Annotated in this window: 19 protein-coding genes; 3 read left to right on the forward strand and 16 right to left on the reverse strand. The window is 67.4% G+C overall.

Annotation, left to right across the window (positions count from 1 at the left end; translation table 11 throughout):
* Positions 1 to 349: 349 nt before the first annotated feature.
* Entirely contained in the window at positions 350 to 1,405 is a 1,056-nt protein-coding gene (gene pyrC, locus BLV92_RS15375) for a dihydroorotase (RefSeq protein WP_090546274.1), read from the reverse strand.
* Positions 1,406 to 1,752: 347 nt separating this feature from the next.
* Between pyrC and BLV92_RS15380 the strand changes: the two genes are divergently transcribed.
* A complete protein-coding gene (locus BLV92_RS15380; RefSeq protein ID WP_090546276.1) occupies positions 1,753 to 2,667 on the forward strand; it encodes a class II glutamine amidotransferase in 915 nt (304 codons plus the stop codon).
* 147 nt (positions 2,668 to 2,814) lie between these two features.
* Here the strand turns inward: BLV92_RS15380 and BLV92_RS15385 are convergent, their stop codons facing one another.
* The 6 genes from BLV92_RS15385 to BLV92_RS15410 form a co-directional block, all read right to left on the reverse strand.
* The gene (locus tag BLV92_RS15385; RefSeq protein WP_090546277.1) at positions 2,815 to 3,540 is read right to left on the reverse strand and encodes an amino acid ABC transporter ATP-binding protein; all 726 of its coding nucleotides are present in this window, start codon (positions 3,538 to 3,540) and stop codon (positions 2,815 to 2,817) included.
* Complete coding sequence (gene gltK, locus BLV92_RS15390; RefSeq protein ID WP_090546279.1) at positions 3,537 to 4,214, reverse strand: glutamate/aspartate ABC transporter permease GltK; 678 nt, start codon at positions 4,212 to 4,214, stop codon at positions 3,537 to 3,539. Before gltK ends, BLV92_RS15385 begins: the two co-directional genes overlap by 4 nt.
* A complete protein-coding gene (locus BLV92_RS15395) occupies positions 4,214 to 4,954 on the reverse strand; it encodes an amino acid ABC transporter permease (protein ID WP_090546281.1) in 741 nt (246 codons plus the stop codon). Before BLV92_RS15395 ends, gltK begins: the two co-directional genes overlap by 1 nt.
* 79 nt (positions 4,955 to 5,033) lie before the next feature.
* Positions 5,034 to 5,927 (reverse strand): glutamate/aspartate ABC transporter substrate-binding protein, encoded by an 894-nt coding sequence (locus BLV92_RS15400; RefSeq protein WP_090546283.1) that lies wholly within the window; start codon positions 5,925 to 5,927, stop codon positions 5,034 to 5,036.
* A 256-nt stretch (positions 5,928 to 6,183) separates the two neighbouring features.
* Positions 6,184 to 7,488, reverse strand: coding sequence for a Glu/Leu/Phe/Val family dehydrogenase (locus tag BLV92_RS15405; protein WP_090546285.1), 1,305 nt, complete (start codon positions 7,486 to 7,488; stop codon positions 6,184 to 6,186).
* Positions 7,489 to 7,719: 231 nt separating this feature from the next.
* Positions 7,720 to 8,709 (reverse strand): LysR family transcriptional regulator, encoded by a 990-nt coding sequence (locus BLV92_RS15410; protein ID WP_090546288.1) that lies wholly within the window; start codon positions 8,707 to 8,709, stop codon positions 7,720 to 7,722.
* Between the two features lie 249 nt (positions 8,710 to 8,958).
* Between BLV92_RS15410 and purB the strand changes: the two genes are divergently transcribed.
* Positions 8,959 to 10,347, forward strand: a complete 1,389-nt coding sequence (gene purB, locus BLV92_RS15415) for an adenylosuccinate lyase (protein ID WP_090546290.1) — start codon at positions 8,959 to 8,961, stop codon at positions 10,345 to 10,347.
* Positions 10,348 to 10,463: 116 nt separating this feature from the next.
* Here the strand turns inward: purB and BLV92_RS15420 are convergent, their stop codons facing one another.
* The 4 genes from BLV92_RS15420 to edd all read right to left on the reverse strand — a co-directional run bounded on the left by BLV92_RS15420 (position 10,464) and on the right by edd (position 15,272).
* Positions 10,464 to 10,967: a gluconokinase gene (locus tag BLV92_RS15420; RefSeq protein ID WP_090546292.1), complete on the reverse strand. Its 504-nt coding sequence runs from the start codon at positions 10,965 to 10,967 to the stop codon at positions 10,464 to 10,466.
* A 10-nt stretch (positions 10,968 to 10,977) separates the two neighbouring features.
* Positions 10,978 to 12,360: a GntT/GntP/DsdX family permease gene (locus tag BLV92_RS15425; protein ID WP_090546294.1), complete on the reverse strand. Its 1,383-nt coding sequence runs from the start codon at positions 12,358 to 12,360 to the stop codon at positions 10,978 to 10,980.
* Between the two features lie 369 nt (positions 12,361 to 12,729).
* Positions 12,730 to 13,386 (reverse strand): bifunctional 4-hydroxy-2-oxoglutarate aldolase/2-dehydro-3-deoxy-phosphogluconate aldolase, encoded by a 657-nt coding sequence (eda, locus tag BLV92_RS15430; RefSeq protein WP_090546296.1) that lies wholly within the window; start codon positions 13,384 to 13,386, stop codon positions 12,730 to 12,732.
* Positions 13,387 to 13,388: 2 nt separating this feature from the next.
* Positions 13,389 to 15,272 carry a phosphogluconate dehydratase gene (gene edd / locus BLV92_RS15435; protein WP_090546298.1) on the reverse strand — a complete coding sequence of 628 codons (1,884 nt, stop codon included), beginning with the start codon at positions 15,270 to 15,272 and terminating at the stop codon, positions 13,389 to 13,391.
* Between the two features lie 289 nt (positions 15,273 to 15,561).
* On the opposite strand from edd, the gene BLV92_RS15440 reads away from it, so the two are divergent.
* Positions 15,562 to 16,413, forward strand: coding sequence for a MurR/RpiR family transcriptional regulator (locus tag BLV92_RS15440; protein ID WP_090546300.1), 852 nt, complete (start codon positions 15,562 to 15,564; stop codon positions 16,411 to 16,413).
* 199 nt (positions 16,414 to 16,612) lie between these two features.
* Here the strand turns inward: BLV92_RS15440 and BLV92_RS15445 are convergent, their stop codons facing one another.
* From BLV92_RS15445 to leuS, 5 genes are all read right to left on the reverse strand, one after another.
* A complete protein-coding gene (locus BLV92_RS15445) occupies positions 16,613 to 17,029 on the reverse strand; it encodes a CopD family protein (RefSeq protein ID WP_090546302.1) in 417 nt (138 codons plus the stop codon).
* A 134-nt stretch (positions 17,030 to 17,163) separates the two neighbouring features.
* Positions 17,164 to 18,435: a glutamate-5-semialdehyde dehydrogenase gene (locus tag BLV92_RS15450; protein ID WP_090546304.1), complete on the reverse strand. Its 1,272-nt coding sequence runs from the start codon at positions 18,433 to 18,435 to the stop codon at positions 17,164 to 17,166.
* A 234-nt stretch (positions 18,436 to 18,669) separates the two neighbouring features.
* A complete protein-coding gene (gene holA / locus BLV92_RS15455) occupies positions 18,670 to 19,860 on the reverse strand; it encodes a DNA polymerase III subunit delta (protein WP_090546306.1) in 1,191 nt (396 codons plus the stop codon).
* A 51-nt stretch (positions 19,861 to 19,911) separates the two neighbouring features.
* Complete coding sequence (locus BLV92_RS15460; protein ID WP_090546309.1) at positions 19,912 to 20,463, reverse strand: LPS-assembly lipoprotein LptE; 552 nt, start codon at positions 20,461 to 20,463, stop codon at positions 19,912 to 19,914.
* Between the two features lie 70 nt (positions 20,464 to 20,533).
* Positions 20,534 to 23,128: a leucine--tRNA ligase gene (gene leuS, locus BLV92_RS15465; protein WP_090546311.1), complete on the reverse strand. Its 2,595-nt coding sequence runs from the start codon at positions 23,126 to 23,128 to the stop codon at positions 20,534 to 20,536.
* Positions 23,129 to 23,297 lie beyond the last annotated feature (169 nt).

The raw sequence follows: 23,297 nt of genomic DNA on the forward strand, positions 1-23,297 counted from the left end.
GCGCGTCATCGTGCACAGGCAGTCTCGTACCGCCCAGCACCGGGGGGACCGGATCGCCAGCCGTATCGCCCAGCACTGGCGACATCGTGCAAGCCGTCGCATCAGTACGCATTGGTGACCTTGGCCGGTCCACGACATCGCCGCGTACCATCGGAATTGCACGATCCACCGTATCATCCCGCACCGGCGACATCGCACTATCCGCAGCATCGCTACGCGCCGACGACATCGGCCGGGCCACCGCATCGTCCTGCATCGGCGACACCCCGCCGCTCACCGCATCGTCAGCCCCCGGCGGCGTCGCACCACCCGCCCCGTCACCGGGCGCCCCGCCGCCGCCCATCGCCAATCAAACCAGCCGCCAGCCGATCGACTCGCCGCCGCGCAGCGGCACGACCGGCGTTTCCCCCGCATCCACCTCGGCCGGCAGCGTCCACTGCTCGCGCCGCAGCGTGACCTGCTCGCCACTGCGCGGCAGCCCGTAAAAATCCGCGCCGAAGAAACTCGCGAACCCTTCGAGCCGGTCGAGCGCGCCCGCGTTGTCGAACGCCTCCGCGTACAGTTCGAGCGCATGCAGCGCCGTATAACAGCCCGCGCAGCCGCACGCATGCTCCTTCAGCCCCTTCGGATGCGGCGCGCTGTCGGTGCCGAGGAAAAAGCGCGGGTCGCCGGACGTCGCCGCGTCGACGAGCGCAACGCGATGCGTCTCGCGCTTCAGCACCGGCAGACAGTAGTAGTGCGGACGAATGCCGCCCTGGAAGATCGCATTGCGGTTGTACAGCAGATGATGCGCGGTGATCGTCGCGCCGAGCAGCCCCGGCGCCGCGCCGTCCGCGCGGATGTAGTCGACCGCGTCCTTCGTCGTGATGTGCTCGAACACGACCTTGAGCTGAGGGAAATCGCGGCGCAGCGGCGTCATCACACGGTCGATGAACACCTTCTCGCGGTCGAACAGGTCGATGTCCGCGTTCGTCACTTCGCCATGCACGAGCAGCGGCATCCCGACTTCCTGCATCGCTTCCAGCGTCTGCGCGCACTTGCGCAGGTCGGTGACGCCAGCGTCCGAATTCGTCGTCGCGCCCGCCGGATACAGCTTCACGCCGTGCACGAAGCCGCTCGCCTTCGCGCGGCGGATCTCGTCGGCCGGCGTGTTGTCGGTCAGATAGAGCGTCATCAGTGGCTCGAAACGCATGCCCGCCGGCAGCGCCGCTAGAATCCGCTCGCGGTACGCGCCGGCCTGCCCAGTGGTCGTGACCGGCGGCTTCAGGTTCGGCATGATGATCGCGCGGCCGAACTGGCGCGCGGTGTGCGGCAGCACGGCCGCCAGCATCGCGCCGTCGCGCACGTGCAGGTGCCAGTCGTCGGGGCGGGTCAGCGTCAGGGTCGTCGGTGAGGAAGCGTTCATGGCGAAAGGCGCGGTTCTGCGCGGATAACGGTGATGGGAAGCGGTCGGCGGCCACCGGCGTCGGCGTGCGCCGCGGCGAACGTGGAAGCGAACCTCGCCGCAGGCCGGGAACGCGGCGCACATCGTCGCAAAGTCGCCGCGTTTCGCACGCCCCCGCAGCCCGCCGCACATCACGGCGTGGCGCCCGCGCGACACGCGAGGGCGAAAATGCGCGCCGATGGACGCTACACGACGCCGGATGGAAAGCATCCGACAAATTTCATATTGGCCGCGCGAGGCGCGGTGCTATGCTTGGCAATCGCCATTGTACCGGCTCACCGGTAAGCCTCGCCCCCTCAAGCACCACCATGTGCCAGCTTCTCGGAATGAACTGCGCCGCGCCGACGGACGTCACGTTCTCCTTCACCGGCTTCGCGGCGCGCGGCGGCGTCACCGACCATCACGCTGACGGCTGGGGCATCGCGTTCTTCGAGGACAAGGCCTGCCGCCTGTTCATCGACCATCAGGCGTCGGCGCGCTCGCCGCTCGCGGAAATGGTCAAGCGTTATCCGATCAAGTCGCGCAACACGATCGCGCACATCCGCAAGGCGACGCAAGGGCATATCCTGCTCGAAAACTGCCACCCGTTCCTGCGCGAGCTGTGGGGCCGCCACTGGATCTTCGCCCACAACGGCGACCTGCAGGACTTCCATCCGGTGATGTCCGGCGTCTATCAGCCGGTCGGCACGACCGACAGCGAACTCGCGTTCTGCATGCTGCTGCAAGGGTTGCGCAAGGCGTTCCCCGGCTCGCAGCCGCCGCTCGACGAACTGTTCTCCGCGCTGGAAGCGCTCACGCGCGAGATCACGCAGTTCGGCGTGTTCAACTTCCTGATGTCGAACGGCCAGGCGCTGTTCGCGCATTGCTCGACGCACCTGTATTACCTCGTGCGCCGCTGGCCGTTCTCGACCGCGCATCTGGTGGACGCCGACCTGTCGATCGACTTCGCGAAATACACGACGCCGGAAGACCGCGTCGCGGTGATCGCGACGCAGCCGCTGACCGACAACGAGGTCTGGACGCGCTTCGCGCCCGGCGACCTGCTGATGTTCCAGCACGGCGAGGTGATCGCGCAGACGAACGTGCCGGTGCCGCAGAAGGTACTCGACAAGCTGCGCAATCCGTCGACGGACGCGTCCGCTTCGGCGCCGCAGCCGGTGCCGGCCGGCGTGCCCGGCTTCGAGGATGCCGAAGGCGCCGAGCTTCAGACCTGGGGCGAGTAACGCCGCTTCGTTCCCCCTTCGCGCGCGTCGCGGCAACAACGCGGTGGCGCAACGAAAAAAGCCGCGCGGGCAGCGATGTCCGCGCGGCTTTTTCTTCGGCGCTGAAGTCACGGCGTCGCAGCCGCGCTGCCGGGAATCCGCGAGCTGTCAGTGCAGGATCTTCGCCAGAAAGTCTTTCGCGCGATCCGACTTCGGGTTCGCAAAAAACGCTTCCTTCTGGTCGTCCTCGACGATCAACCCCTTGTCCATGAAGATCACGCGATGGGCGACCTTCTTCGCGAAGCCCATTTCGTGCGTCACGCACATCATCGTCATCCCTTCCTGCGCGAGTTCGACCATCACGTCGAGCACCTCGTTGATCATCTCCGGATCAAGCGCCGACGTCGGTTCGTCGAACAGCATCGCGATCGGGTCCATCGACAGCGCGCGCGCAATCGCGACGCGCTGCTGCTGGCCGCCGGACAGTTGCCCCGGAAACTTGTCCGCATGCGCGCGCAAGCCGACGCGGTCGAGCAGCTTCAGCCCCTTCGCGGCCGCCTCGTCCTTCGAGCGGCCGAGCACCTTCACCTGCGCGAGCGTCAGATTCTCGGTGATCGACAGGTGCGGGAACAGCTCGAAGTGCTGGAACACCATCCCGACCTTCGAGCGCAGTTTCGACAGGTTGGTCTTTTTATCGCCGACGGACTGGCCGTTCACGAGAATCTCGCCCTGCTGGAACGGCTCCAGTCCGTTGACGGTCTTGATCAGCGTGGACTTGCCCGAGCCGGACGGCCCGCACACGACGACCACCTCACCCTTCTTCACTTCCGTCGTGCAGTCGGTCAGCACCTGAAAGTGACCGTACCACTTGGAAACGTTCTTAATCGAAATCATCTAGCGACCTTTTTCTGAAGACCTTTCACGAGGCTCGACGCGGCCACGCAAATCACGAAATAGCACGCACCGGCGAACAGTACCATTTCGACCGTCGTGCCGTCGCGGTCGCCGATATTCGTCGCGGTGCGGAAGAAGTCCGCGAGGCTGATCACGTACACGAGCGACGTGTCCTGGAACAGCACGATCGCCTGCGTGAGCAGCAGCGGCACCATCGCGCGGAACGCCTGCGGCAGCACGATGTAGCGCATCGCCTGGCCATAGCGCATGCCGAGCGCGAACGACGCGTTCACCTGGCCGCGCGGCACCGCCTGGATGCCCGCGCGGATGATCTCCGAGTAATACGCGGCCTCGAACAGCGAGAACGCGACCATCGCGGACGCAAGCCGGATGTCGATGTCCGGCGACAGGCTCAGCACGCTTTGCAGCACCTGCGGCACGATCAGGAAGAACCACAGCAGGACCATCACCAGCGGGATCGAGCGGAACACCGTCACGTACGCCTTCGAGAACCATTCGAGCGGCTTGACGCCCGACAGCCGCATCAGCGCGAGCAGCGTGCCCCACAGGATGCCGACCACGATCGCGATGACGGTGATCTTGAACGTGACGATCGCGCCGGTCCACAGCGTCGGCAGCGCGCCCGGAATGCCGCTCCAGTCGAAATGATGCATCACTTGCCTCCGATATAGCCGGGCAGCCGGGTCTTCGCTTCGACCCAGCGCATCAGGCTCATCACGACCAGGTTGATCAGCATGTACGCGACGGTCACCGCGATGAACGACTCATACGTCTGCGCGGTGTAGTCGACCAGTTGCCGCGCCTGCGCGGACAGGTCGAGCAGGCCGATCGTCGATGCGACCGCCGAGTTCTTGAAGATGTTCAGGAACTCGGACGTGAGCGGCGGCACGATGATCCGGTACGCGACCGGCAGCAGCACGTAGCGGTACGTCTGCCACTGCGTCAAGCCGACCGCGAGGCCCGCCGCGCGCTGGCCGCGCGGCAGCGCGTTGATGCCGGAGCGCACCTGCTCGCACACGCGCGCGCCGGTGAATAACCCGAGGCAGACGATCGACGACGAGAAGAACTGCGCGTTCGGCGGCAACTGCTTGAACCACGTGCCGAGCGACGCCGGCAGCAGTTCGGGAATCACGAGATACCAGACGAAGAACTGCACGATCAGCGGAATGTTCCGGAAGATCGCGACATAGACGGTGCCGGCGCCCGACAGCCATTTGTTCGGCGCGGTGCGCAGCACGCCGAAGAACGAGCCGACGACGAGCGCGATCACCCACGCGGCAAGCGACACCGTGACCGTCACCCACAGTCCGGACAGCAGCCACCCCAGGTACGTGGTCGGCTCGCCGGTCGATACCGGGGACAGCAGGATGCCCCAGTTCCAGTGATAGGACATGACAAAGACTCCAACAAAAAGAACGGAAGAAGCAGGGCTTCTTCCGTTCCGTTCAACAGGACTGTCGCGGCAGCGCCGGTCAGTCGATGGCCTTGTCGTTCGGGTTCTTGAACAGCGTCCGCATGTCGTCGCTCATCGGGAAGTTCAGGTTCAGCCCCTTCGGAGGAATCGGCGACTCGAACCACTTCTTGTAGATCTGCTCGCCTTCGCTCGACGTCTGCACCTTCGCGATCGCGTCGTCCGCGACCTTCTTGAACTCGGGGTCGTTCTTGCGCATCATGCAGCCGTACGCCTCGCGCGACTGCGGCGTGCCGACGATCACGAAGTCGCCGGGGTTGCTCGACTTCGCGCGCTCGCCCGCGAGCAGCGCGTCGTCCATCATGAACGCGACCGCGCGGCCAGTCGACAGCGTCAGGAACGACTCGCCGTGATCCTTCGCGCTGATGATGTTCATGCCCATGTTCTTGTCCTGGTTCATCTTGCGCAGCAGGCGCTCGGACGTCGTGCCCGCCGTCGTCACGACGGTCTTGCCCTTCAGGTCGGCGAAGTCCTTGATGCCGGAATCCTTCTTCGTCATCAGGCGCGTGCCGATGATGAAGATCGTGTTCGTGAACGCGGCCTGTTGCTGGCGTTCGAGGTTGTTCGTCGTCGAGCCGCACTCGATGTCGACGGTGCCGTTCTGCACGAGCGGAATGCGGTTCTGCGACGTGACCGGCGTCAGCTTCACCTTCAGGTTCGGCATGTTCAGCTTCTGCTTGACCGCCTCGACGATCTTCAGCGCGTAGTCCTGCGAATAACCGATCACGTTCTGCTTGTCGTCGTAGTACGAAAACGGAATCGACGACTCGCGGTGGCCGAGCGAGATGACGCCGGTATCCTTGATCTTCTTGAGCGTGCCCGAATCCTGAGCGTATGCGCCCGTGGCGACCATACCGAGTGCGGCAAGTACGACCGCGGCCTTTTTGATTTTCATCTGTGATCTCCTTGGCAAGAATCGCCGCCAGTTTAGCAAAGTAATTTTTCTGAAAGAATAAGGACGAGCCCCGTTGTCGCCTCGATCCGACGTTCCGGCCCATGCGCGCGCCGGCGGGTCGTCCGGATGTAACAAAACGGACGGCGCCGCGCTCGGGCCGTCCGTTTTATTGCGAAAAATCAAGCGCCCAGGGCGCGGCGCGACGCGCTGCGAAACACTCGGGCGCAACCCCGTTCCGTCCGGGCGCCGCGACGGATCAGGGGTACAGACCGCGCAGTTCGCGCGCCATCAGGATCCGCTTGCACGCGACGATGAACGCGGCGGTCCGCATCGACACCTGCTGCTCGCTCGCGACCTGCCACACCGCGGTGAACGCCTCGCGCATCACGCGTTCGAGCCGCTCGTTGATCTCGTGCTCGGTCCAGAAGAAGCTCGAAAAATCCTGCACCCACTCGAAGTACGAAACCGTGACGCCGCCCGCGTTCGCGACCACGTCCGGGATCACGAGCACGCCCTTGTCGTGCAGGATGTCGTCGGCCGCCGTGGTGGTCGGGCCGTTCGCGCCTTCGACGATGATCTTCGTGCGGATCTTCTCCGCGTTCTTCTCGGTGATCTGGTTTTCGAGCGCGGCCGGGATCAGGATGTCCGTCTCGATCGTCCAGAACTCTTCGTTCGCGAGCGTGTCCGCGCCGGCAAAACCCGCGACGCCGCCGGTCTTCTGCACGTGTTCGAGCAGCGCCGGCACGTCGATGCCGGTCGACTTGTACAGCGAGCCGGTATGGTCCTGCGCGGCGACGACTTTCGCGCCCGCCTCCTGGAACAGCCGCGCGGCGATCCCGCCGACGTTGCCGAAACCCTGCACCGCGATCCGCGAGCCTTCGATCGCGAGGCCCGTGCGCCGCGCGGCCTCGCAGCCGACGACGAACACGCCCCGGCCGGTCGCCTCGCGGCGGCCGAGCGAGCCGCCGAGCGCGATCGGCTTGCCGGTCACGACGCCGGTGGCCGTCTGCCCCTGGTTCATCGAGTAGGTGTCCATCATCCACGCCATCACCTGCTCGTTCGTGTTCACGTCCGGCGCGGGAATGTCGGTGTTCGGCCCGATGATGATGCCGATTTCGCTCGTGTAGCGGCGCGTCACGCGCTCCAGCTCGCCGCGCGACAGCGCGCGCGGATCGACGCGGATGCCGCCCTTCGCGCCGCCGTACGGCACGTTCACCGCCGCGTTCTTCACCGACATCCACGCGGACAGCGCCATCACTTCGGACAGCGTGACGTCCTGGTGATAACGCACGCCGCCCTTGCCGGGACCGCGCGATACGTTGTGCTGCACGCGATACCCTTCGAAGTGCGCGACCGTGCCGTTGTCGAGTTCGATCGGCACGTCGACGATCAGGATGCGCTTCGGCCGCTTCAGCGTTTCGAGCCAGCGCGACAGCGGCCCGAGATACGGCGCGACGCGATCGACCTGACGAAGATAGTTGCCCCACGGGCCGAGATCGTCGGCATGCAGGTACGACGGAATGGACAACGACGACGATGCAGACTGCGGTTGGGATGACATGTACGCTCCAGCGTCAAACGGGTGGTGCCATTGTCAAAAAACGCCCGCGCGAAATCCAATGCCGTTTGATCATCTCGTTATGCGTTTGACGCATAACGTTCGTGAAACCGAAAAATCCTGTCGCGGGCCGCCCTCGGGGTGTTGCAGCAAACGATGCTCCTCGACGAAACGTTTCGCAAACCGGCGGAAACGTTTTCGGCGCACCCGCCGTCCGGTCGTGCGTGATGCAGATTACTGCTTCGCGGGCCGGCCTGCGCGTTCGCTGTCACCGCGCGCGGCATGGGCCAGCGCGCCGGCCGCGTCCCACACCTCGCGGACCAGCGCCTTGTGCGGATCGTCGCCTTGCGCGGCGAGCTTGTCGCGATACAGGCGGATCTCCATCGCGAGCGTGAACTGGCCTTCGCGCGCGCCGCGCGTCGCGCGGTCGAGGCGGATCAGGCTGCCGTCCGCCACCGCGTCCTCCACGGCGCTGTGCGGCAGGAACGCGATCCCGTGTCCGGCGAGCGCCATCGCCTTCAGCCCTTCGGCCATGTCGGTTTCATACACGCGGTTTAGATAGAGGCGCGTCGGCGCGTTCGCGACGATCACCTCGGTCATCCGGCCGAGATACGCGTTCGGCGTGTACGACAGATACGGCGTCGGCGCGTCCGGCTGCCCCGGCAGCGCGTAGCGCGCGCGGCCCGCGCGGGCCGGCGCCGAATACGGGCTGATCGATTCGGCGCCGAGCGTCAGCGTGTCGTAACGCGCGGGATCGAGCGTGACCGGATGGCTCGGATGGTGATAACCCATCACCAGATCACAGCCCCCCTCGACCAGCGACAGCACCGCGTCGTGCACGTTCAGCGCGCGCAGACGCGTGGAGACGCGGCCGAGCTTCGCCTCGATCTGCTGGAGCCAGCGCGGGAAAAACGTCAGCGACAGCGTGTGCGGCACCGCGAACTCGATCGTCGCGGCAGGCGTCGCCGTGTGTCCGCGCAGCAGCGTGCGCGCCTCGTGGAACTGCGACAGCATCGCGAGCGCCTGCTCGTAGAACACCTGGCCGGCGGCGGTCAGCCGGGTGGGGTACACCGAACGGTCGATCAGTTCAGTGCCGAGCCACGCTTCGAGCGCCTGGATGCGGCGCGAAAACGCCGGCTGCGTGACGTGCCGCAGTTCGGCGGAGCGGCTGAAGCTGTGGGTTTCCGCCAGCGAGACGAAATCTTCCAGCCATTTGAGTTCCATGCGGGTCCGGTCGGTCGTGAACGTGAAGTCCGCATTCTAGGCCGCGCCGCCGGCCGCCGCGGGCGACGGACGGACGTTGCCCGCGCAGACCGCCGGCTGCCCGTTCGCCGCCGCCTCGCCCGCAGCGGCGGCAAGCCGGACCGGCCAGTCCCGCCGCCTCGCCGGTCCGCTGCGGGCGAAGTGATAAAATGCCGGGTTCCCGCCGTCTCCAATCCGACTGACCGTAACCTCGCACGTTACGTCCCCATCATGTCCGACACCCGTCCCGATACCCTGTTCGCGCTGACCGCGCTCTCCCCGCTCGACGGCCGTTATGCGTCGAAAACCGAAGCCCTGCGCGACTGGCTGTCCGAAGCCGCGTTCATGCGCCATCGCGTGACGGTCGAGATCCACTGGCTGATCGCGCTGTCGCAGGCCGGCTTCGCCGAGGTGCCGCGCTTTTCCGAAGCGTCCGAGCAGTTCCTGCTGAAGCTCGCCGAGAACTTCACCGCGCACGACGCCGCGCGCATCAAGGAAATCGAGCGCGTGACGAACCACGACGTGAAGGCGGTCGAATACTGGCTGAAGGAGTCGGTGAAGGGCCAGCCGGAACTGGAGCGCGCGAGCGAGTTCATCCACTTCGCGTGCACGTCCGAGGACATCAACAACACGTCGCACGGCCTGATGCTCGCCGGCGCGCGCGAGCACGTGATCCTGCCGGCGCTGCGTTCGGTGCACCAGCGGCTCGTCGCGCTCGCGCACGCGCAGGCCGACCAGCCGATGCTGTCGCGCACGCACGGCCAGCCCGCGAGCCCGACCACGCTCGGCAAGGAAATCGCGAACGTCGCCGCGCGTCTCGCGCGCGCGATCACGCGCATCGAGAAGGTCGAACTGCTCGGCAAGATGAACGGCGCGGTCGGCAACTTCAACGCGCACCTGTCGGCGTATCCGGAGTTCGACTGGGAAGCGTTCTCGAAGAAGGTCGTCGAAGAGCGACTGAAGCTCACGTTCAACCCGTACACGATCCAGATCGAGCCGCACGACTACATGGCCGAACTGTTCGACGCTCTCGCGCGCGCGAACACGATCCTGCTCGACCTGGACCGCGACGTGTGGGGCTACATCTCGCTCGGCTACTTCAAGCAGCGGACCAAGGCGGGCGAGATCGGTTCGTCGACGATGCCGCACAAGGTGAATCCGATCGACTTCGAGAACTCGGAAGGCAACCTCGGCCTCGCGAACGCGACGCTGCGCCACCTCGCGGACAAGCTGCCGGTGTCGCGCTGGCAGCGCGACCTGACCGACTCGACGGTGCTGCGCAATATCGGCGTCGCGTTCGGCTACGCGCTGCTCGCGTACGACGCGCTGATCCGCGGTATCGACAAGCTCGAAGTGAACCCGCAGCGCCTGAACGAAGACCTCGACGCGACGTGGGAAGTGCTCGCGGAGCCGGTGCAGACGGTGATGCGCCGCTACGGCATCGAGAACCCGTACGAGCAGTTGAAGGAACTGACCCGCGGCAAGGGCATCACGCGCGACGCGCTGCAGACGTTCGTCGCCGGCCTCGCGATTCCGGACGACGCGAAAGCGCGCCTGCTCGCGATGACGCCGGCGTCGTATGTCGGCCTGGCGGCGGAACTGGCGAAGCGGATCGCTTAATCGTCCCGGTCCCGGTGTGAAAAAAGGCGCTCCTCGTGGAGCGCCTTTTGCGTTTACGGCCCGCTGCGATGTCCGCCCGCCGGGCGCGGACCGAACCGCGCCCGGCCCATGCCGGATCAGGCCAGATTCCGCGCCTTCACCTGCCGCAGCGCGTCGTCGACGATCTGCTCCGGCGTCAGTTCGATGCTGACCACGACCGCCTCGTCCGAACCCGGCTCTTCGAGCGTGTCCAGCTGGCTCCGCAGCAGCGACGGATCGAAGAAGTGACCGGTGCGCGTCGCGAGCCGCTCCTTCAGCACGTCGAACGTGCCCTTCAGGTACACGAAGCACACGTCGCGGTCGGTGCCGCGCAGCACGTCGCGGTACGAGCGCTTCAGCGACGAACACGTGAACACCGCCGTCTCGTGATTGCGCTGCTTCTCCTCGATCGCCGCGCGGATCGTCTTGAGCCACGGCCAGCGGTCGTCGTCGGTGAGCGGAATCCCGCGGTGCATCTTTTCCTTGTTCGCGTCGCTGTGGAACGCGTCGCCGTCGGTGAACGCGCACCCCAGGCGTTCCGCCAGCAATTCGCCGATGCGCGTCTTGCCCGCGCCCGACACGCCCATCGCAATCAGAATCATCTACTGCTCCTTACAGCACGGCCGCGAGCGCAAAGGTCAACCCCAGGCCCAGCAGCGAAATGATGGTCTCGCACAACGACCACGTCTTGAAGGTCTGACCGACGGTCATCCCGAAGTATTCCTTGATCAGCCAGAAGCCGCCGTCGTTCACGTGCGAGAAGATCAGCGAGCCCGAGCCCGTCGCGAGCACGAGCAGTTCCGGCTTCACCGTCGCCGCGCTCGCCGAGGCGATCGGCGCGACGATCCCGCACGCGGTCGTCATCGCGACCGTCGCGGAGCCGGTCGCGAGGCGGATCATCGCGGCGACGAGCCAGCCGAGCAGCAGCGGCGACAGTTGTTCGGACTGCGCGAGCCCGACGATCTGGTGAGAGATGCCGCTGTCCATCAGCACGCGGCCGAAACCGCCGCCCGCGCCGACGATCAGCGTGATGCCGGCGATCGGCGCGAGACAGTCGCCGCAGAACTTCTGGATCTGCTCGCGATTGAAGCCGCGCTGCGCGCCGAAGGTCCAGAAGCTGACGAACACCGCGATCAGCAGCGCGACGTCCGACGTGCCGATGAAGTGCAGCAGGTTGTTCGGCAGCGTCTTCGGCGCGAACACGAGGTCGGCCCAACTGCCGATCAGCATCAGGATCACCGGCAGCAGGATCGTGAACAGCGTGACGCCGAAGCCCGGCAGTTCGCGCTTTGCACCCGGGTCGGCGCCGCCGTTGCCCGACTGGCTGCCCGAAATGAACTGCTCGGCGAGCGGATTCGTTTCCGGCAGCTTGATGTAGCGATTGATCAGCAGCGCGAACAGCGGGCCGGCGACGATCGCGGTCGGAATGCCGACCAGCAGCCCGTAGGCGATCGTGCGGCCGATGTCCGCGTGATACGCCTGCACCGCGAGCAGCGCGGCCGGGTGCGGCGGAATCAGCCCGTGCACGACGGACAGCCCCGCGACCATCGGCATGCCGACGAGCAGCAGCGACTTGCCGGTGCGCTTCGCGACGTTGAACGCGATCGGAATCAGCAGCACGAAACCGACTTCGAAGAACACCGGCAGGCCGACGATCACCGCGACGAACATCATCGCCCAGTGAATGTTCTTTTCGCCGAACCAGCCGATCAGCGTCGTCGCGATGCGTTCCGCGCCGCCCGACTCCGCCATCATCTTGCCGAGCATCGTGCCGAGGCCGACGACGATCGCGATGTGGCCGAGCGTGTTGCCGTTGCCGGTCTCGAACGACTTGACGATCTGGTCCATCGGCATGCCGACCGCGAGGCCGAGCAGCAGCGACACGACGATCAGGACAAGAAACGGATAGACCTTGTAGCGCGTAATCAGCAGGATCAGCGCGGCGATCGCGATCACCGCGAAAACCAGCAGCGTGCTGCCGTGGACAGCTCCCATGAAGCTCCTCTCTCGATACTGTGTTGTGATTGATGGCCAAACCGATGCGCGGGCACGGACGTGCGGACGGCTGCGCGCCGCGTAGCGGCGGGCGGGCTTCGTGGTTATAGCCGAATTCGGCGCGGCGTGCACGGCGCGCTCCGCACCTCGATCGCCGCGAGGCGCGGCACGTTCCCGCACGCGGGACGGGTCGCGGCCGGCACGCGGATGCGAGCAAACGGGAGGCCCGGCCTCAGACGGGACCGGCGGCGAACCCGCAGCAGCCCCACGGCGACGCACCTGCGAAAAGCGGGCGCCGAGGCGCCCGCATCATCCATCACGCATCACGCGCGGCCGACCGGCCACGGCTCGCGCCAGGCAGCTCGCCGGTCAGCGCACCGGGCGCGACAGCTCGCTCGCGGCGCGCGCGAGGCGCGTGATCTCCGCCCAGTTCTGCGACGCGACCGCTGCCTTCGGCGTGAGCCACGAGCCGCCGACGCAGACCACGTTCGGCAGCGCGAGGAACGTCGACGCGCTCTCCGGGGTGATGCCGCCGGTCGGGCAGAACTTCAGCGCCGGGAACGGGCCGTGGAACGCCTGCAGCATCGGCACGCCGCCGGCCGGCTGCGCGGGGAAGAACTTCACGATCTCGTAACCGAGTTCCAGCGCGGTGATGATGTCGGTCGGCGTCATCACGCCCGGCAGCAGCGGCAGGCCGGCTTCGACCGCCGCCGCGTGCATTTCTTTCGTCAGGCCCGGCGACACGCCGAACTGCGCGCCGGCCTTCTTCGCGAGCGCGCATTGCTCGGGCCGCGTGATCGTGCCGACGCCGACGACGATGTCCGGCGCGATCTGCGCTGCGCGCTCGATCGCTTCGAGTCCGGCTTCGGTGCGCAGCGTGATTTCGAGCACCTTCACGCCGCCCGCGTGCAGCGCACGCGACACGTTCTCGCCCTGCTCGGCCGAGTCGAATGCGAGCACCGGAATCACCGGGCCGAGGCGGACGATGTCGGCCACCGGAATGCCGGCCACCGTGAGTTTTGCCATGTTCATGCTCCTTGATGTTGTGTTTCGTGGCGCGCGAGCGCGCCTTGCGGCGCCTCGCCGACGAGCGGCCCGAACACCGATGCGCCCAGTTCCGCCGGCGCGGCGGCCGCGCGGAACACGCCGAACAGTTCGCGGCCGAAGCCGACTTCGTTGCCCGCCTGGTGCGCGGGCTGCGCGACCGGACGCCGTTCCCATTCGCCGTCGTCGATCTCGACGTCGAGCACGCCGGCCACCGCGTCGATCACGATCACGTCGCCGTCGCGCACCTTGCCGATCGGGCCGTGCAGCAGCGTCTCCGGCGACACGTGGATCACCGCCGGCACCTTGCCCGACGCGCCCGACATCCGCCCGTCGGTGACGAGCGCGACGTGGAACCCTTCGTCCTGCAGCACGCCGAGCAGCGGCGTCAGCCGGTGCAGTTCCGGCATCCCGTTCGCGCGCGCGCCCTGGAAGCGCACGACCGCCACGAAGTCGCGCTTCAACTCGCCGCGATCGAACGCTTCCTGCACCGCTTCCTGCGAGTCGAACACGATCGCGGGCGCGCGCACCTGGCGGCGCTCCGGCGCGACCGCCGACACCTTGATCACGCCGCGTCCGAGGCGGCCCTGCATCAGCCGCAGCCCGCCGTCCGGCTGGAACGGCTCCGCGAGCGGGCGCAGCACCGCCGCGTCCTGGCTCACCTCGACGCCCGGCACCCACGCGAGCTTGCCGTCGAGCAGCTTCGGCTCTTCGGTGTAGTGGCGCAGACCCTCGCCCGCGACGGTCTTCACGTCTTCATGCAGCAGGCCGCCGTCGAGCAGGTTGCGCACGAGGAACGCGATGCCGCCCGCCGCGTGGAAGTGGTTCACGTCCGCCTTGCCGTTCGGGTACACGCGCGCGAGCAGCGGCACCGCCTGCGACAGCGCGTCGAAGTCGTCCCAGTCGATCACGATGCCGGCCGCGCGCGCGATCGCGACGAGGTGCAGCGTGTGATTGGTCGAGCCGCCGGTCGCGAGCAGCGCGACGATGCCGTTCACGACGGCCTTCTCGTCGACCACGTGGCCGACCGGCGTGTACTGGCCGCGCTCGACGGTGAGGTCGAGCACGCGGCGCGCGGCGGCGGCGGTCAGTTCGTCGCGCAGCGGCGTATGCGGATGGATGAACGCGGAGCCCGGCAGATGCAGGCCCATCACTTCCATCAGCATCTGGTTGCTGTTCGCGGTGCCGTAGAACGTGCAGGTGCCGTGGCCGTGGTACGCCTGCGCCTCGGCTTCGAGCAGCGCGTCGCGGCCGCACTGGCCGGTCGCGAACTGCTGACGCACCTTCGCCTTGTCGTCGTTCGACAGGCCGCTCGTCATCGGTCCGGCCGGCACGAAGATCGTCGGCAGATGGCCGAACTGCAACGCGCCGATCAACAGGCCCGGCACGATCTTGTCGCAGATGCCGAGGCACAGCGCGGCGTCGAACATGTTGTGCGTGAGGGCGATCGCGGTGCTCATCGCGATCACCTCGCGCGAGAACAGCGACAGCTCCATGCCCGCATTGCCCTGCGTGACGCCGTCGCACATCGCCGGCACGCCGCCCGCGAACTGCGCGACGCCACCGTTCTCGCGGGCCGCCTTCTTGATGATGTCGGGGAAATCCTTATACGGCGCGTGCGCGGACAACATCTCGTTGTACGACGACACGATGCCGATGTTCGGCTCGCGAATCGCCTTGATTACAAGCTTGTCGCGGCCTTCGAGGCCGGCGAAGCCGTGCGCGAGGTTCGCGCAGGACAGCGCGCCGCGCGCCGGGAAGCGGTCCTGCGCGGCGGCGATGCGCGCGAGATACGCTTCGCGCGTCGGCCTGCTGCGCTCGATCACGCGCCGCGTGACCTTCATCAACTCCGAATGCGGGGAACCCATCGAATCTCCTTCCGTTCTTGTCTCGTCTCGGCGACAGGGTCGCCTGGGCGCGCATCCGACGCGCCTGCCCGGCGATTGCGCGATGTTAGTAGAAAAACTACATCGCCGCAATCCCGACCAGCCCTCGAAACCGCACTGCCGTCGTTTGCTTTCTACGCTTACTGCAAAGACGTTTCGGCTCCGAGCCCGACCCCGCCGGTCGCCTCTCGCACCCCGCATCTGTAGTTTTTGTACATTTCCGCGAATCCGCTATAGTCCACGGATCTTCCAGCATAGTGCGAGTTCGTTGATGCTGCTGTCCCAGGTGAAAGCGATGCGCGAGCAGTTGCGCCCGTCAGAGCGCAAGCTCGCCGACTACGTCGTCGACGCGCCGCGCGAGGTGCTGGACCTGTCGATGACCGAGGTCGCCGCGCGCACCGGCGTGAGCCAGCCGACGATCGCGCGCTTCTGCCACGCGCTCGGCTTCTCGGGTTTCCGCGAGTTCAAGATCCGGCTTGCGCAGGCGGTCGCGGCGGACCTGCCGGCCGTGTCCGTCTACCGCGACGTCGGGCCGGACGAGCCGGTGCCGGGCGTCGCCGCGAAGGTGCTCGACCGGACCATCGGCGCGCTGCTGCAGGTGCGCAACAACCTGTCGAACGACGCGGTGGCCGACGCGATCGGCCTGCTCGCGAACGCGTCGCGGATCGAGTTCTACGGCGCGGGCGGCTCGGGCATCGCCGCGCAGGACATCCAGCACAAGTTCTTCCGGCTCGGGATGCCGAGCGTCGCGTATTCGGACCCGCACACGTTTTTGATGTCGGCCGCGCTGCTCGGCCCCGGCGACGTGGTCGTCGCGATCTCGAACACCGGACGCACGCGAGACGTCGTCGATGCGGCGCGCGCGGCGCTCGCGGGCGGCGCGAAGGTGATCGCGATCACGCACGGCACGTCGCCGCTCGCGCGGCTCGCGACGGTCGGACTGCATGCGAACGTGGACGAGGATACGGACGTGTTCTCGCCGATGACGTCGCGCACCTCGCATCTCGCGATCGGCGACATCCTGGCGGTCGGGGTCGCGCTGAAGCGCGGGCCGGAACTGGCGGAAAAGCTCGCGGACGCGAAGGAACTGATCTCGCGGCGGCGGCTCGATCCGCCGGCGTGATGCGGGTGCGGGTGCGGGTGCGGGTGCGGGTGCGGGTGCGGGTGCGGGTGCGGGTGCGGGTGCGGGTGCGGGTGCGGGTGCGGGTGCGGGTGCGGCTACAGGCTGCGCGAGTTACGGGACACGAATACCAGCTTGCAGGACGGAGCGCGTCCGCGGCGCGGTCCCCTTGACGGCGCGCCTGCCCGCCGAAGCAGAAAAATCAGAACGGCTTGATCACCGCGAGCGCGACGGCCGCGAGCATCCCGAGCACCGGCAGTTCGTTGAACATCCGATACCACTTGTCGGAGCGGCGGTTCTCGCCGCGCTCGAACGTCGCGAGCAGGCGGCCGCAATACGCGTGATACGCGACCAGCAGCACGACGACGCCGAGCTTCGCGTGAATCCAGCCCTGCCCGCGCCCGATGCCGACGACGAGCCACAACCAGATCCCGCACAGCAGCGCCGGCACCGCGATCAGCGTCATGAAGCGGTACAGCTTGCGCGCCATCACGAGCAGACGGTTCACCGCCGCGGGTTCGGTCTCCATCGCCAGATTCACGAAGATGCGCGGCAGATAGAACAGGCCGGCAAACCAGGATGCGATCAGAACGATGTGAAACGTCTTTACCCAGAGCATCGATGATCCTCGACAGCGTGTGATGGGGGAGTTTTCAAAATTCGGCGGGGCCGCGGCCGGCGCTCGCCGCGCGGGAGACGTACCGGCGCGGGCGCGAACCGCACGAGGGCGGCCCGCGCCGGCGCGCATGCCGGTTACTGCCGCCCTTCGCCGTGCCCGAGCACGACGTACTTCAGCGACGTGAGCCCTTCGAGCCCGACCGGCCCGCGCGCGTGCAGCTTGTCGTTCGAAATGCCGATCTCCGCGCCGAGGCCGAACTCGAAGCCGTCCGCGAAGCGCGTCGACGCGTTCACCATCACGCTCGCCGAATCCACTTCGCGCAGGAAACGCATCGCGCGGTCGTGGTCCTCGGTGACGATCGCGTCGGTATGCGCGGAGCCGTACGTGTTGATGTGGTCGATCGCCGCGTCGAGCGTGTCGACCACCTTGATCGCGAGCACCGGCGCGAGGTATTCGGTGCGCCAGTCCTCGTCGGTCGCGTCGACGAGCGGGCCGACGCCCGCGTCCGCGAGAATCGCGCGCGCGGCCGCGTCGACGCGCAGCTCGACCTCCTTGCCGCGATACAGCCGGCCGAGCGGCGGCAGCACGTCGGCCGCGATCCCGCGCGCGACGAGCAGCGTCTCCATCGTGTTGCAGGTGCCGTAGCGATGCGTCTTCGCGTTGTCGCAGACGGTCAGCGCCTTCGCGAGATCCGCGCGGTCGTCCACGTACACGTGGCAGATGCCGTCGAGGTGCTTGATCATCGGCACGCGCGCCTCGGCCATCAGCCGCTCGATCAGGCTCTTGCCGCCGCGCGGCACGATCACGTCCACGTAGCCGGTCATCGTGATCAGCTTGCCGACCGCCGCGCGGTCCGACGTCGCGACCACCTGCACCGCGTCCTGCGGCAGCCCAGTGGCCGCAAGCCCCTCGCCGATCAACTGCGCGAGCGCGGTGTTGCATTCGAGCGCCTCGGAGCCGCCGCGCAGGATCGTCGCGTTGCCGGACTTCAGGCACAGCGCGGCCGCGTCGATCGTCACGTTCGGGCGCGACTCGTAGATGATGCCGATCACGCCGAGCGGCACGCGCATCTGGCCCACCTGAATGCCGCTCGGCCGGTACTTGAGGTTGCTGATCTCGCCGATCGGGTCCGGCAGCGCCGCGACCTGGCGCAGGCCTTCGACCATCGTCTTCAGCGCCTTGTCGGACAGCGTCAGGCGATCGATGAACGCTGCGTCATGGCCCTTCTCCTTCGCGCGCGCGAGGTCGCGCGCGTTCGCGTCCTTCAGCTTCGCGACGTCGCGCTCGATCGCCTGCGCGACCGCTTCGAGCGCCGCGTTTTTCGCGGCGGTGGACGCCCTCGCCATCGCGCGCGAAGCCTGGCGGGCGCGGCGGCCGAGATCGGTCATGTACTGGTCGATATCCATGGTGTTCCGTGTTGATGCGTTGATGCGACGCGCCCGGCCGGGAATGCGGGATGGGGGTCAGCGTCGATTGTAAGTCCAGCGCCCCGGAATTGCCCGCGCCGGACCGGCGGGGACGTCGAGGGTTTGCGTCGGTCGGGATGCGCCGGCGGTGCTTCGAAACCTGGCCGGAGCCGGCGCGGGCCGTGTTTCGTGCAGCGGTCCGCTCAACGTATCCCGGCGGTTAGCGGTTAACCGTCAGCCCGGCCGGCGTCCCGGCGCTGGCGCGGCGCCGCGTGGCGGCGGATAACCGGCTGGCCGGCCAGCCGGGGCCGCCGGAGCCGCGCCGCGCGACGGTCGCGCCGGCGCGGCGGCCGCCCCCGCGCCGCGTGGCGCGGCGACGGTCATCGCCAGTTCGAACAGGCCGTCCCACGCGTCGGGCGGCAGCGCGTTGCGCCAGTCGCCGCGCGCGTGGCCGCTCAGCCCCGTCAGCCCCTTCACCTGGCGGTCGAGCCGCGCGGCGATCGCGAGCGCCTGCTCCAGCGCGCCCTCGCTGACGCGCGACAGCGCCGGCCCGATCAGCCGTTCGCGCGGCCCCCACACGCGGTTCTCGCGCAGCAGCATCGCGAGCGGCTTGCCCGCCGCGACGCCGCGTTTCACCCGCAGCAGCGTGCGCACTTCCTCGACGAGCGCCCACAGCACGAGCACCGTCGCCTCGCCCTCGCCGCGCAGGCCGTCGAGCATCCGCGCGAGCCGGCCGACGTCGCCCGCCAGCATCGCCTCGTTCAGCTTGAACACGTCGTAGCGCGCGACGTTCAGCACCGCGTCGTGGATCTGCTCGAAGCTCAGCACGCCCTGCGGATACAGCAGCCCGAGCTTCTGGATCTCCTGATGCGCGGCGAGCAGGTTGCCTTCGACGCGCTCCGCGATGAACTGCAACGCCCGCCGGCCGTCGTCGCCCGGCGCGACGCGCTGCCCCTGCTGCGCGAGCCGCTGGCCGATCCAGTTCGGCAGTTGCGCGCGCTCGACCGGATCGACCTTCAGCGCGACGCCGGCATCCGCGAGCGCGCTGAACCATGCGGACTTCTGCGTCGCCGCATCGAGGCGCGGCAGCGTGACGAGCGTCAGCACATCCGGATTCGCGGCCGCCGCGAGCGTCTTCAGCGCATCCGCGCCTTCCTTGCCGGGCTTGCCGGTCGGAATCCGCAATTCGACCAGCTGGCGGTCGCCGAACAGCGACATCGACTGGCTCGCGCCGAGCAGCGTGCTCCAGTCGAAACCGCGCTCGACGGTGAACACCGAGCGGTCCGTGAAACCCGCGTCGCGCGCGGCCGCGCGGATGCGGTCGCACGCCTCCTGCGCGAGCAGGTGCTCGTCGCCGTACACGACGTACAGGCCGGTGAGCCCCTTCGCGAGATGCGGTTCGAGTGCGTCGAGTCGCAGTTGCATGGCGGACGGTTCAGATTAAAAAAGCGGAAGGCGCGGCGAACGAGGCGGCGCTCACAGCGGTGGCGGCGGCAGCGGCGCGCGCGGCGCGATGCCCGGCACTTCCTGGCCCGGCGCCGGCGTCAGCGTGCGCACGACCGCGAGGCGGCGCAGCAGTTGATCGACCGCGTCGTTCTGCATGTCCGCGAACAGCAGGTCGGATTCGGCGACCTTCGCCTGCGAGAACTGGTCGCTATACGTCATCGCGCGGTTCAGGTCGATCCGGCTCAGCCCGAGCAGCACGCGGCCGTCCGCGCCGAGCAGCGTGAACGTCAGCGAATAGTTGACCTGATATTCCTGCACGACGCCGAGCGAGTTCAGCGTCAGCGTGCTGAGGCCGCGCCCTTCGGACACGTGCAGCACCGCGTCGGCATTGGTCGTCGAATTGACGACCACCGAGTCGCTGCCGCCCTCGACCATCCGCGTGATCCGGGCGGAGACCGGCGGCGGCGCGCCGACGATCGCGAGGCGCTTGAACGCGAAGTCCTGCTGGCCGCGCAGTTGAAAACCGCAGGCGGACAGCGTGAGCGTGGCGCAGGCCAGCATCAGAAACGATCGGCGAATCACATGGGCTCCCGGGTTCGCAACAGGGTTGCTACGGCGGACGCGGGCGCACCGGCGCCCGCATCGTTCCTCATCAGACGACGACGTTCACGAGCCGTCCCGGCACGACGACGACCTTCTTCGGCGGCTTGCCTTCGGCGAACTTCGCGAACATCTCGTGCGCGAGCGCGGCGGCTTCGATCGCTTCGCGCGGCGCTTCCTTCGCGACCTTGAGCGCGCCGCGCACCTTGCCGTTCACCTGCAGCACGAGCTCGATCTCGGCCTGTTCGAGCGCGGCGGCGTCGACCTTCGGCCACGGCGCATCGAGCAGCGTGCCGAACTCGTCCGCGTAACCGAGTTCCTGCCACAGCCGGAACGTCAGGTGCGGCACGACCGGATACAGCACGCGCAGCAGCACGCCGAAGGTTTCGCGCAGCACCGCGGGGCGCGCGTCCTTCGCGCCTTCGAGCGCGTTCAGCATCTTCATCGCGGCCGACACGACCGTGTTGTACTGCAGACGCTGATAGTCGAAGTCGGCCTGCTTCAGCACGCCGTGAATCTCGCGGCGCACGGTCTTTTCGGTTTCGGTCAGCGACGCCACGTCGAACGTCGCGCGCGCCTTCAGACCCGCTTCGTGCGCATGGCCGAACGCCCACACGCGGCGCAGGAACCGGCTCGCGCCTTCGACGCCCGCGCCCGACCATTCGAGCTGCTGCTCGGGCGGCGCGGCGAACATCGTGAAGAGACGCGCGGTGTCCGCGCCGTGCAGGTCGATCAGCACCTGCGGATCGACGCCGTTGTTCTTCGACTTCGACATCTTCTCGACGCCGCCGAGCACGACCGGCTGGCCGTCCGCGTTCAGCGTCGCGCCGACCGGGCGGCCCTTGTCGTCGTGCGTGACGGTCACGTCGGCCGGGTTGTACCAGGTCTTTTTGCCCGCGTCGTTCTCGCGATAGTACGTTTCGTTCAGCACCATCCCCTGCGTGAGCAGGTTCTTCGCCGGCTCGCCGAACTTCACGATGCCGAGGTCGCGCGACACCTTCGCCCAGAAGCGCGAATACAGCAGGTGCAGGATCGCGTGTTCGATGCCGCCGATGTACTGGTCCATCGGCATCCAGTAGTCGGTGCGCGCGTCGACCATCGTCGTCGCGTCCGGCGCCGCGTAGCGGTAGAAGTACCACGACGAGTCGACGAACGTGTCCATCGTGTCGGTTTCGCGCTTCGCCGCCGCGCCGCACTTCGGGCACGTGCAGTTCACGAACGCTTCGGACTTCGCGAGCGGGTTGCCGGTGCCGTCCGGCACCAGGTCTTCCGGCAGCACGACCGGCAGGTCCGCTTCGGGGACCGGCACGTCGCCGCAGCTCGGGCAGTGGATGATCGGGATCGGCGTGCCCCAGTAACGCTGGCGCGAAATGCCCCAGTCGCGCAGACGCCACGTGACCTGCCTGTCGCCGTAACCGCCCGCCTTCAGGTCGGCGGCGATCGCATCGACCGCCTGCGGGTAGCCGAGGCCGTCGTACTTGCCGCTGCTCACGCAGACGCCGCGTTCCTTGTCGCCGTACCACTCCTGCCATGCGTCGGTCGAGTACGTCTCGCCTTCGATCGCGATCACCGGCTTGATCGTCAGGCCGTACTTCTTCGCGAACGCGAAGTCGCGCTCGTCGTGCGCCGGCACGCCCATCACCGCGCCTTCGCCGTAGCTCATCAGCACGTAGTTGCCGATCCACACCTCGACCTGCTCGCGCGTGAGCGGATGCGTGACGAAGAAGCCGGTCGCCATGCCCTTCTTTTCCATCGTCGCGACGTCGGCTTCCGCGACGCCGCCGCGCTTGCATTCGTCGATGAATGCCTGAAGCTCGGGCTTGCCCTGCGCGAGACGCGTCGCGAGCGGATGCTCGGCGGCGATCGCGCAGAACGTGACGCCCATGATCGTGTCGGCGCGCGTCGTGAACACGCGCAGCAGCTTCTGTTCGCCGTCGAGTTCGTACGGGAAGCCGAAGTTCACGCCGAAGCTCTTGCCGATCCAGTTCTGCTGCATCACCTTCACGCGCTCGGGCCAGCCGAGGCCTTCGAGGTCGTTCAGCAGTTCATCCGCGTACTGCGTGATCCGCATGTAGTACATCGGGATCTCGCGCTTCTCGACGAGCGCGCCCGAGCGCCAGCCGCGGCCGTCGATCACCTGTTCGTTCGCGAGCACGGTCTGGTCGACCGGGTCCCAGTTGACGGTGCCGGTCTTCTTGTACGCGATGCCCTTTTCGAGCATCTTCAGGAACAGCCACTGGTTCCACTTGTAGTACTCGGGCTTGCAGGTGGCGACTTCGCGCGACCAGTCGATCGCGAGGCCCATCGACTGCATCTGGCCTTTCATGTACGCGATGTTGTCGTAGGTCCACTTCGCGGGCGGCACGCCGTTCGCCATTGCGGCGTTCTCGGCGGGCATCCCGAACGCGTCCCAGCCCATCGGCATCAGCACGTTGTAGCCGTTCATCCGCAGATAACGGTACATCACGTCGTTGATCGTGTAGTTCCGCACATGGCCCATGTGGAGCTTGCCCGACGGATACGGCAGCATCGACACGCAATAGAACTTGGGCTTGTCGGCCACTTCGGCCGTCCGGTACGCGTCGCTGGCGCGCCATTCGTTCTGCGCGGCAGATTCGACGTCGGAGGGAACGTATTTTTCGTGCATGGTGTGGATGGGTGACGCTGGATTCGGTGCTGGGTTCGGTGCCGGATGCACCGGGCCGGACTCGCTGGCCCGGCTGGTTGCGTTGGCTGCTCTGGACCCTGCCTCGCAGGGAAACGGTGATTATACCGTTGACCGGCCGGGGTTTTCCGCGCCGGGCGGTTCGGCGGCG

This window comes from Paraburkholderia caballeronis (assembly GCF_900104845.1).
Lineage (GTDB): Bacteria > Pseudomonadota > Gammaproteobacteria > Burkholderiales > Burkholderiaceae > Paraburkholderia > Paraburkholderia caballeronis.

Coding starts and splice junctions, on each gene's coding strand:
- edd (WP_090546298.1), bottom strand. CDS start 15,272: ATGGGTTCCCCGCATTCGGAGTTGATGAAGGTCACGCGGCGCGTGATC.
- holA (WP_090546306.1), bottom strand. CDS start 19,860: ATGCAACTGCGACTCGACGCACTCGAACCGCATCTCGCGAAGGGGCTC.
- BLV92_RS15450 (WP_090546304.1), bottom strand. CDS start 18,435: ATGGATATCGACCAGTACATGACCGATCTCGGCCGCCGCGCCCGCCAG.
- BLV92_RS15405 (WP_090546285.1), bottom strand. CDS start 7,488: ATGTCATCCCAACCGCAGTCTGCATCGTCGTCGTTGTCCATTCCGTCG.
- pyrC (WP_090546274.1), bottom strand. CDS start 1,405: ATGAACGCTTCCTCACCGACGACCCTGACGCTGACCCGCCCCGACGAC.
- purB (WP_090546290.1), top strand. CDS start 8,959: ATGTCCGACACCCGTCCCGATACCCTGTTCGCGCTGACCGCGCTCTCC.
- BLV92_RS15445 (WP_090546302.1), bottom strand. CDS start 17,029: ATGCTCTGGGTAAAGACGTTTCACATCGTTCTGATCGCATCCTGGTTT.
- BLV92_RS15425 (WP_090546294.1), bottom strand. CDS start 12,360: ATGGGAGCTGTCCACGGCAGCACGCTGCTGGTTTTCGCGGTGATCGCG.
- BLV92_RS15385 (WP_090546277.1), bottom strand. CDS start 3,540: ATGATTTCGATTAAGAACGTTTCCAAGTGGTACGGTCACTTTCAGGTG.
- BLV92_RS15410 (WP_090546288.1), bottom strand. CDS start 8,709: ATGGAACTCAAATGGCTGGAAGATTTCGTCTCGCTGGCGGAAACCCAC.
- BLV92_RS15440 (WP_090546300.1), top strand. CDS start 15,562: ATGCTGCTGTCCCAGGTGAAAGCGATGCGCGAGCAGTTGCGCCCGTCA.
- BLV92_RS15380 (WP_090546276.1), top strand. CDS start 1,753: ATGTGCCAGCTTCTCGGAATGAACTGCGCCGCGCCGACGGACGTCACG.
- BLV92_RS15400 (WP_090546283.1), bottom strand. CDS start 5,927: ATGAAAATCAAAAAGGCCGCGGTCGTACTTGCCGCACTCGGTATGGTC.
- eda (WP_090546296.1), bottom strand. CDS start 13,386: ATGGCAAAACTCACGGTGGCCGGCATTCCGGTGGCCGACATCGTCCGC.
- gltK (WP_090546279.1), bottom strand. CDS start 4,214: ATGCATCATTTCGACTGGAGCGGCATTCCGGGCGCGCTGCCGACGCTG.
- BLV92_RS15395 (WP_090546281.1), bottom strand. CDS start 4,954: ATGTCCTATCACTGGAACTGGGGCATCCTGCTGTCCCCGGTATCGACC.
- leuS (WP_090546311.1), bottom strand. CDS start 23,128: ATGCACGAAAAATACGTTCCCTCCGACGTCGAATCTGCCGCGCAGAAC.
- BLV92_RS15420 (WP_090546292.1), bottom strand. CDS start 10,967: ATGATTCTGATTGCGATGGGCGTGTCGGGCGCGGGCAAGACGCGCATC.